6 protein-coding genes and 1 tRNA gene are annotated in these 8,351 nt (G+C 66.5%); 2 read left to right on the forward strand and 5 right to left on the reverse strand.

Features of this window, described 5'->3' with window-relative positions; all coding sequences use genetic code 11:
• A partial coding sequence (locus tag FW784_RS10555; RefSeq protein WP_149353305.1) for an alpha/beta hydrolase occupies window positions 1–444 on the reverse strand: 444 nt, incomplete at its 3' end.
• 169 nt (window positions 445–613) lie between these two features.
• Here FW784_RS10555 and FW784_RS10560 point away from each other — a divergent pair.
• Window positions 614–1,930, forward strand: a complete 1,317-nt coding sequence (locus FW784_RS10560) for a family 1 glycosylhydrolase (RefSeq protein ID WP_149353306.1) — start codon at window positions 614–616, stop codon at window positions 1,928–1,930.
• Window positions 1,931–1,942: 12 nt separating this feature from the next.
• Window positions 1,943–2,686: an SDR family NAD(P)-dependent oxidoreductase gene (locus FW784_RS10565; RefSeq protein ID WP_149353307.1), complete on the forward strand. Its 744-nt coding sequence runs from the start codon at window positions 1,943–1,945 to the stop codon at window positions 2,684–2,686.
• A gap of 53 nt (window positions 2,687–2,739) precedes the next feature.
• Here the strand turns inward: FW784_RS10565 and FW784_RS10570 are convergent, their stop codons facing one another.
• The 4 genes from FW784_RS10570 to dtd all read right to left on the reverse strand — a co-directional run bounded on the left by FW784_RS10570 (window position 2,740) and on the right by dtd (window position 8,113).
• Window positions 2,740–4,926: an Ig-like domain-containing protein gene (locus FW784_RS10570; protein ID WP_149353308.1), complete on the reverse strand. Its 2,187-nt coding sequence runs from the start codon at window positions 4,924–4,926 to the stop codon at window positions 2,740–2,742.
• A gap of 645 nt (window positions 4,927–5,571) precedes the next feature.
• Window positions 5,572–5,644, reverse strand: a tRNA-Ile gene (locus FW784_RS10575).
• An 81-nt stretch (window positions 5,645–5,725) separates the two neighbouring features.
• The gene (rpoD, locus tag FW784_RS10580; protein WP_149353309.1) at window positions 5,726–7,579 is read right to left on the reverse strand and encodes an RNA polymerase sigma factor RpoD; all 1,854 of its coding nucleotides are present in this window, start codon (window positions 7,577–7,579) and stop codon (window positions 5,726–5,728) included.
• A gap of 96 nt (window positions 7,580–7,675) precedes the next feature.
• Window positions 7,676–8,113 carry a D-aminoacyl-tRNA deacylase gene (dtd, locus tag FW784_RS10585; protein ID WP_149353310.1) on the reverse strand — a complete coding sequence of 146 codons (438 nt, stop codon included), beginning with the start codon at window positions 8,111–8,113 and terminating at the stop codon, window positions 7,676–7,678.
• Between the last annotated feature and the right edge of the window lie 238 nt (window positions 8,114–8,351).

Genomic DNA, 8,351 nt, shown 5'->3' on the forward strand with positions numbered 1-8,351 from the left:
GACGCCGAGCGGCAGGTAGGTGGACAGCGCGACCAGACCCGCCAGCGGCTCTTCGCGACGCAGCCCGGCCGCCAGCGCCACCGCCCCACCCTGCGAGAAACCCGCGAGGACGATCCGCGACGCGGGCACGCCGCGCTCGACTTCGCGCTCGACCAGCGCTTCCACGCGCGCGACCGACTCATCGACGCCCGCGGAATCGGCGCGACCGGTCAGGTCGAAGCTCACGATGTCGTACCAGGAGCGCATGCGCATGCCACCGTTGATCGTGACCGGCTGCACCGGCGCGTGCGGGAACACGAACCGGATCGCCGGCCAGTCCCGGCGCACGAGTTCGGGTACCAGCGGGGCGAAGTCGTTGCCATCGGCGCCCAGGCCGTGCAGCCAGATCACGGACCACGCCGGCGATGGCCCGGTTTCGGTCTCGATGCGGTCGATGAGGTCCATGCGGCGACGGTTCCGGTCGAAAGGGACGCGGACTATAGCCGCGCCGCATGCGCGCGCATGGGAACGCGCGCGCGCCGGCGGCCGACGCCCGGGCGGCCCGGCGCCCTGCCTTCATGCGCGCTGACGGCTACGGCCGCTAGCCTCGGCGGATGATCACCGGGCCCATCGCATGACCCCGAGTTTCCTGTTTGCCACCGGCATCGAGAACAGCAATCCCACGATCCAGGGCGGGCGCGTGCGCGTCGACGAACTGGAAAAGTGCGGGCACTACGAGAAGTGGTCGCTCGACTTCGACCTGGTGCAGGCGCTCGGCATCCAGGTCCTGCGCTACGGCCCGCCGATCCACCGCACCTGGCTGGCCGACGGCCACTACGACTGGTCGTTCGCGGACGTCACCTTCGAGGACCTGCGCCGCCGCAACATCGCGCCGATCGCCGACCTCTGCCATTTCGGCGTACCCGACTGGATCGGCAACTTCCAGAACCCGGACTTCCCGGCGCGCTTCGCCACCTACGCCCGGGCATTCGCCACCCGCTACCCGTGGGTGCAGCTGTACACGCCGGTCAACGAGATGTTCATCTGCGCGGCGTTCTCCGCGCTGTACGGATGGTGGAACGAGCAGCTCGCAAGCGACCAGGCCTTCGTTACCGCGCTCAAGCACATCGTCAAGGCGAATGTGCTCGCGATGGGCGCCATCCTGGAAGTCCGGCCCGATGCGATCTTCATCCAGAGCGAGTCTTCCGAATATTTCCACGCCGAGAACCCCAAGGCGATCGCGGCTGCCGAGGTCATGAACTCGCGGCGTTTCCTGTCGCTCGACCTCAATTACGGCCGCCGCGTGGATTCGGAGATGTACGAATACTTGATGGACAACGGGATGACCCGCGAGGAATACCACTTCTTCCTCAGCCATCGCTTCAAGCACAACTGCATCATGGGCAACGACTACTACGCGACCAACGAGCATCGCGTGTCGGCCGACGGCAGCACCCGCCCGGCGGGCGAAGTGTTCGGCTACCACGTGATCACGCGCCAGTACCACGATCGATACCGCCTGCCGGTGATGCATACCGAGACCAACCGGCGCCAGGGCCCGAACGGCGACGAAGCGGTGAACTGGCTGTGGAAGGAGTGGGCGAACGTCCTGCGCGTTCGCAACGACGGCGTGCCCATCGTCGGTTTCACCTGGTACTCGCTCACCGACCAGGTCGACTGGGACACCGCGCTTCGCGAAGAGAATGGACGCGTCTTCGAAGTCGGCCTCTACGACCTCGACCGCAAGATCCGCCCCGTCGGCGAGGCTTACAAGCAACTGATCGCCAACTGGCGCGAAGTGCTGCCCACGCACAGCGTCTGCCTTCAGGTGCCGGTGTCGATGCCCTCCGACTACGCGAGCAGGCACGACAACCAGAAGCAGGCGCAAGCCGCGGTGGCGTCGACCGATCCATCCACCGCTGCCGCGAACACCGCGTCCACCGGATCCTGAGGAATCTCTTTCATGGAACGACGTTTCGAGAATCGCGTTGCGCTGGTCACCGGCGGCGCCAGCGGCATCGGCCTTGCCATCGCCAAGCGCGTCGCCGCGGAAGGCGCGCGCGTGGTCATCGTCGACTACAACCAGGCCAATCTCGACCAGGCGCTGCCGCAGGTGCGCGCGGCTGGCGGCGGCGAGGTACTGGCGCAGTTGTGCGACGTGAGCGTTGAGGCGCAGGTGCAGGCCACGATCGACGCGACGCTCAAGCAGTTCGGACGCTGGGACGTGCTGGTCAACAACGCCGGGCTGATGCAGTTCAAGGCGCTCGAGGAGCTCACCGGCGAGGACTGGCTCCGCGTGCTCGGCGTCGACCTCATGGGCGCCTTCTACTTCACCAAGCAGGCGTTCCTGCACATGGCCAAGGGTGGCGCGATCGTCAACGTCTCCAGCATCCACGCGGTGGAAACCACGCCTCATGTCGCGCACTACGCGGCCGCCAAGGCGGCCCTGGTGTCGCTGTCGCGGTCGACCGCGCTGGAGGGCAAGCCCAAGGGCCTGCGCACCAACGTGATCCTGCCGGGCGCGATCAACACACCGATGCTGCGCAACAACCCGAACGTGAAAAGCGGCATAGAAACCGTCGACGAACGCGACGTGGGGCAGCCCGAGGACGTGGCCGCGCTGGTCGCCTACCTGGCCTCCGACGATGCGCACTTCGTACAGGGCGCCGAGATCCGCGTCGACGGCGGGCGGCTGGATCGCCTGTAGAAACGAACGCGCCCCGGGGTTGCCGGGGCGCGCCGTCGTCGTACTGCGTGCGGTTACTTGGCGCGGAGCGACACGTCGTCGAGCAGGAAGGACGTCGCCAGGCTTGAATCCTCGCTGCCTTCGAAGTAGACCCGCACCGTCTGGCCGCGATAGGCCGAAACGTCGAACGTCTTCTGCACGTAGCTGGAACCCTTGTTGAGGTTCGAGTACGTGGCGAGCGTGGTCAGCACCGTGTTGCTGCTGTTGCGCAGCTGCACCTTGAGCGTGTCGTAGGCGGACGAGGTCGTGGTCTCGGCGCTGTCGACGCGCACCCAGAACGTGAGCGTGGCGGTGGTGGTGCCTGCCGGGATGCTTATCGTCTGGTAACCGTACTCGGTGGTCGTCGTGCCGTAGCCGTCCAGCCACATCTTGTACGTGCCCGCGTGGGCCACGTACGTGCTGCTGTTGGTCACGGCACCGCTGGTCGCGGTCCAGTAGCTGGCGCCGGATTCGAAGCCGCCGTTCTGAACGAGTTCGGTTTCGATCACCGCATTGCTGACCGAGAACGCGACGCTCGACGAGCTGCCGACGTTGCCTGCGGCGTCATAGGCCTTCGCGACGAGCGTGTGCGATCCGTTCGACAGGGTCGTCGAATCGAGCGTCATCGAGTACGGCGAGGTCGCGTCGCTGCCCTTGAGGGCGCCATCGACGTAGAACTCGACCTTGGTGACGCCGACATTGTCGGACGCGGTGGCCGACAGCGTGATCGTGCCCGAGGTGCCCGATTCCGATGCGCTTGCGGTGGGGAGCTGCGTATCACCACCGCCGCCGCCGGTGCCCTGCGTTACCCACACCGGCGCCGACCACAGCCGGAGGCCGTTCGCCTCGGTCACCTGCGCGTAGTAGAAATGCTCGCCGCTGGCCGGCGTGATCGTCGTGGTGTCGCTGCCCTCGTAGAGTTGCGTCACCGTGCCGTTGCTGCCCGGAACACCCTGGAAGAACTGCACGCGTTGCGCCGTCTGCCCACTGGTGCTGGCGAAGTTCGCGGTGAGCGTGAGCGTGCCGCTGTTGGAGAAGGATTCGCCCATCACGTGGCCGTTGGCGCTGAGCACCAGCTGGCCGGTCCTGTCTTCGGTCGCGAACACGCGGCGCGCGCGGATCGCGTCGTAGAAATTGGTGGGATTGAGCACGGTGCCGCTCGGCAACAGCACGCCGGTGCGGTTGGTGAAACTCAGGCCCCAGTTCGCGCAGTGGTTGTCCTGGTCACTGGCGGGCGCGACCTTGTAGCCGCGCTCGAGCAGGATGTTCCATGCGGACTGGTAGCTGCTGCGGCCGGTCTCGGTTTCGGTGGTGTTGGTCGAGAACGCGGACGAATTGAGCACCTCGGCCAGCATCATCACCTGCGCGCCGTTGGCGTCGTAGCCGAGCGCCGTGCCGCCGACGATGAACTGCCCGCTGGTCGCCGGATGGTTGAACATGCCGATCCAGCCATGCGCCTTCATCGTCGAGTACAGCGCGGCGTAGTCGCTCTTCGGGGTATTGACCTCGCCGATCAGCTGGCCCGACGAGTTGGTTTCCCACTCGGTGAGCTGGTCCACGTTGAGGATGTTGAGGTGGCCGCCGTTGCTGATGACGCCCCACTCCAGGCCGTACAGCGCGAGGAAGCTCGGATGCGCGGTGCGGTAGTTTGCCGCCGCGGTCAGGCCGCTGTGGAACAGGTTGATCGCGGTGGTCGGGTTCGCGCTGGTGTTGGTGCTGTCGGAGCCATCGAACATGTGGTTGTGTTCGGACGTCAGCAGGAAGTCGCCGTGCGCCTGGTTCTGCATCATCGTGTAGGCGTCCGCGGGGCCGTACTTGCCGGTCTGCGGCGCCTGCGCACCCGTGCAGGTGGCAAGGTCGCCGCCGCCGTCGCTATGGTTGGTCTGGCTGTGCAGGTTGCCGTAGTAGACGGTGTAGTTGAGGCCACCGGTGGACGGCACCGCCTGCGCGGTGATGCCCTGCACCTGCGCCGTCCGGGGCGAGGTCGATAGCGGCTGTCGCGGCGTCACGCGCGCCGCGGCAACGTTGCCGACCTGCACGTCGTAGGTCTGTTCGACGACCTCGTCGGTGAACACCGCGAACGCCTCGTCGATGCGCGCTTCGATCGGTCGCGCGTCGCCCGGGTCGGCAACGGTCGGCACCGCGCGCAGGCGCAACGTGTAGTAGCCGGGCGCCGCCGGGAGCCACGACTTCGAGCCGCCACGCGGCGGCGGTACGGTCACCGGCGCCGGGGTAATCGAAGTGCAGCTGCATCGGGAAACGGCCGGCCTGGGCGCGGAACGGCGCCGCGATCGAGGCATCGAACTCGTAGTGGTCGGGATGGGCGAATTCGGTGGCGGACGCGTTGGTCGCGAGGACGAGAACGAGTGCAGCGGCGAGGACAGAGGGGCGCATGGGGAGTCCGTGAGGGGGCTCGCGTCCATGCGTGCGGGGTCCTGACGCCGATGGTCGCCGACGAAACCGACCGGGTCGTGACCGTCAACACGCTTTCCGACGGACGGCGGCCGGAATCTTGACCCTTTCGCGTTAGGCCCTTGCGCACCGGGCTCAGCAGCGGGCGCCTGATCAGTCGCGAGGGCATCCCCGGCGCGTTTTTCTCGGGTTTGCCGGCCCGGTTGACGCGGTGCGTCATGGATCGGCGCAATTCCGGCCGGGGCGAAGCGGTCGTCGCGGCGCGCCGCTTGCGTCCGGGTGCGTCGAGCACATCCACGGAACATCGGGACCGGGCGCGTTCGACAGTGCGCGTACGTGGTCCATGCCGCTGTTCGTACCCGCGCACCTCGAGACGTCGGTACCGGCCTGCACGGACGACCACGTTCGACACCGCCGAGGCGGTCGCGTCGTCGCTGGCCTGCTCGACGCACGCATGGGCCCACCAGGATTCGAACCTGGAACCAAGGGATTATGAGTCCCCTGCTCTAACCGTTGAGCTATAGGCCCGCAGCGGGCGGATTGTAGCGGCTCACAAACGACGAGCCCGCCATTGCGGCGGGCTCGTGTGCATTACAACGATGCGATCGATCAATCGATGTCAAGGAACGAACGCAGCTGTTCCGAACGCGACGGATGACGCAGCTTGCGCAGCGCCTTCGCCTCGATCTGGCGGATGCGCTCGCGGGTCACGTCGAACTGCTTGCCGACTTCTTCCAGCGTGTGATCGGTATTCATGTCGATGCCGAACCGCATGCGCAGCACCTTGGCCTCACGCGGGGTCAGGCTCGCCAGCACGTCACGCACGGTCTCGGACAGGTTGATGTCCGTGGTCGCGTCGATCGGGGACATGACGTTCGTGTCCTCGATGAAGTCGCCGAGGTGCGAATCCTCGTCGTCGCCGATCGGAGTCTCCATCGAGATGGGCTCCTTGGCGATCTTCATGACCTTCCGGATCTTGTCCTCAGGCATGTCCATTTCCTTGGCCAGTTCTTCAGGCGTGGCCTCGCGGCCGTAGGTCTGGAGCATCTGGCGGGAAATGCGGTTGAGCTTGTTGATCGTCTCGATCATGTGCACCGGGATACGGATGGTGCGCGCCTGGTCGGCGATCGAGCGCGTGATCGCCTGGCGGATCCACCACGTGGCGTACGTCGAGAACTTGTAGCCGCGGCGGTATTCGAACTTGTCGACCGCCTTCATCAGGCCGATGTTGCCCTCCTGGATGAGGTCGAGGAACTGCAGGCCGCGGTTCGTGTACTTCTTGGCGATCGAGATCACCAGGCGCAGGTTCGCCTCGACCATTTCCTTCTTGGCCTTGCGCGCCTTCGCCTCGCCATAGGCCATCGCGCGCGAGATCTCGCGCAGCTCGGCCAGCGTGACCTTCATGCGCTGTTCTTCGTCGATCGTGGCCTGCTGTTCGAAGACGATGCGGTCCTTGACGTCACGCAGCGCGCTCGCCCACTTCTGCTTGCGCTTGAGCAGCTCGTCGACCCACTCGAGGTTGGTCTGGTTGCCGTCCCATGCGCGGATGAAGTCCTTGCGCGGCATCTTGGCGACGCGCACGGACAGGTCGAGGATGCGGCGCTCGTGTTCCTTCACCTTGGCGACGGACTCGCGCAGGTTGCGCACCAGTGCGTCGGTGAGGTTCAACGGCAACTTGAGCGTGATGAAGATCTCCGCCATTTCCTCGCGGATCTTCTTGGTGGTCTTGTGATCCGGGCCGTTCTTGGCGTGCGACTTCTCGAACTTGGCGTAGAGCTCGCCCATGGCACCGAAGCGGCTGGCGACCTCGAGTGGATCCGGGCCGGTCGGGCCGACTTCCTCGGCTTCTTCGGTCGCTTCGACTTCGGCTTCGTCATCGGCAACTTCGATGTCGGCAACCACCGGGACCGGGATCTCCGGCGGCACTTCGTCGATCAGGTCGAGGAAGCCCACGATGACTTCGGCGAGGCGCTTCTTGCCGCCCTTGTGCAGCTCGTAGTCGCCGAGGATCTGCGCAATGGTGCCGGGGAACGACGCGAGCGACGCCTGCACCTGCACGAGGCCTTCTTCGATCCGCTTGGCGATGGCGATTTCGCCTTCGCGGGTCAGCAGCTCGACCGTGCCCATCTCGCGCATGTACATGCGCACGGGGTCGGTGGTGCGGCCGCCTTCGGAGTCGAGCGAGACCAGCGCGGCGGCGGCTTCCTCGGCCGCGGTATCGTCGACCTCGCGGCCACCGGCCTGCTGGCCGGCGAGCAGCAGCGTCTCGGCATCGGGCGCAACTTCATGCACCTCGATACCCATGCCGTTGATCATGCCGATGATGTCTTCGATCTGTTCGGGATCGACGACGTCGTCGGGCAGGTGGTCATTCACCTCGGCATAGGTGAGGTAGCCCTGCTCCAGACCCTTGCTGATCAGTTGCTTGATATCGGACTGCGGGGTCTGACGTTCGTTGGCCATGGGCTGCGCCACCTGGGGTAAAGGGGTCAAGGGAACCGTGCATTATACCAGCGCGGGTTTCACCGCTGGCCGAACGACCGGTCGGAGCCCGGCGCTTCAGGCGCGCAACAGGAAGGTGACCGGCCCGTCGTTGACCAGGCTGATCACCATATGGGCGCCGAAACGCCCCGTTTCCACCACCGGATGGCCTTCCCGGCAGCGGTCGACGAGCCGGTTGAAGAGGGGTTCAGCGATTTCGGGCGGCGCCGCGGTCTGGAAGCCGGGCCGCATGCCCGACGAGGTGTCGGCCGCCAGGGTGAACTGGCTGACCAGCAACAGCCCCCCGCCCGTCGTCGCCAGCCCGAGGTTCATCCGCCCGGCCGCGTCGGCGAACACCCGGTAGCCCAGCAGGCGCTCCGTCATGCGCGCGACCTGCGCATCGCCGTCGCCCGGCTCGATGCCGACCAGGGCGAGCAGGCCCGGACCGATCGCCCCAACCGCCGCGCCGTCGACCCGCACCTCGGCGCTCGTGACGCGCTGGATCAGGGCGAGCATGGGGCTTGGTCGCATGGCATTGGCGCAGGCTAGCAGACGCTTTGCGAGCCAGCGGCGCGCGGTGACGGGGCTCGCATGGCCAGCGCGTCGCCCCGGCGGCGACCTTTAGACTGGTCGGATGCCCCGCATCGCCGCCTTCCTGCTGTATGCCCAACCCGGCTAAACGCTCGATGTCGCCGGCACGCGTGGTATGCGCGCTGCGATCGAGCTGCCGGGTATAGCTGTCGCCAACCCGGCA

Source organism: Cognatilysobacter lacus, assembly GCF_008274655.1.
In the GTDB taxonomy this organism is placed as follows: Bacteria; Pseudomonadota; Gammaproteobacteria; order Xanthomonadales; family Xanthomonadaceae; genus Cognatilysobacter; species Cognatilysobacter lacus.

Bases quoted from the DNA above. Each gene is read 5' to 3' on its own strand.
- FW784_RS10560 (WP_149353306.1), top strand. From the start codon at position 614: ATGACCCCGAGTTTCCTGTTTGCCACCGGCATCGAGAACAGCAATCCC.
- FW784_RS10565 (WP_149353307.1), top strand. From the start codon at position 1,943: ATGGAACGACGTTTCGAGAATCGCGTTGCGCTGGTCACCGGCGGCGCC.
- rpoD (WP_149353309.1), bottom strand. From the start codon at position 7,579: ATGGCCAACGAACGTCAGACCCCGCAGTCCGATATCAAGCAACTGATC.
- dtd (WP_149353310.1), bottom strand. From the start codon at position 8,113: ATGCTCGCCCTGATCCAGCGCGTCACGAGCGCCGAGGTGCGGGTCGAC.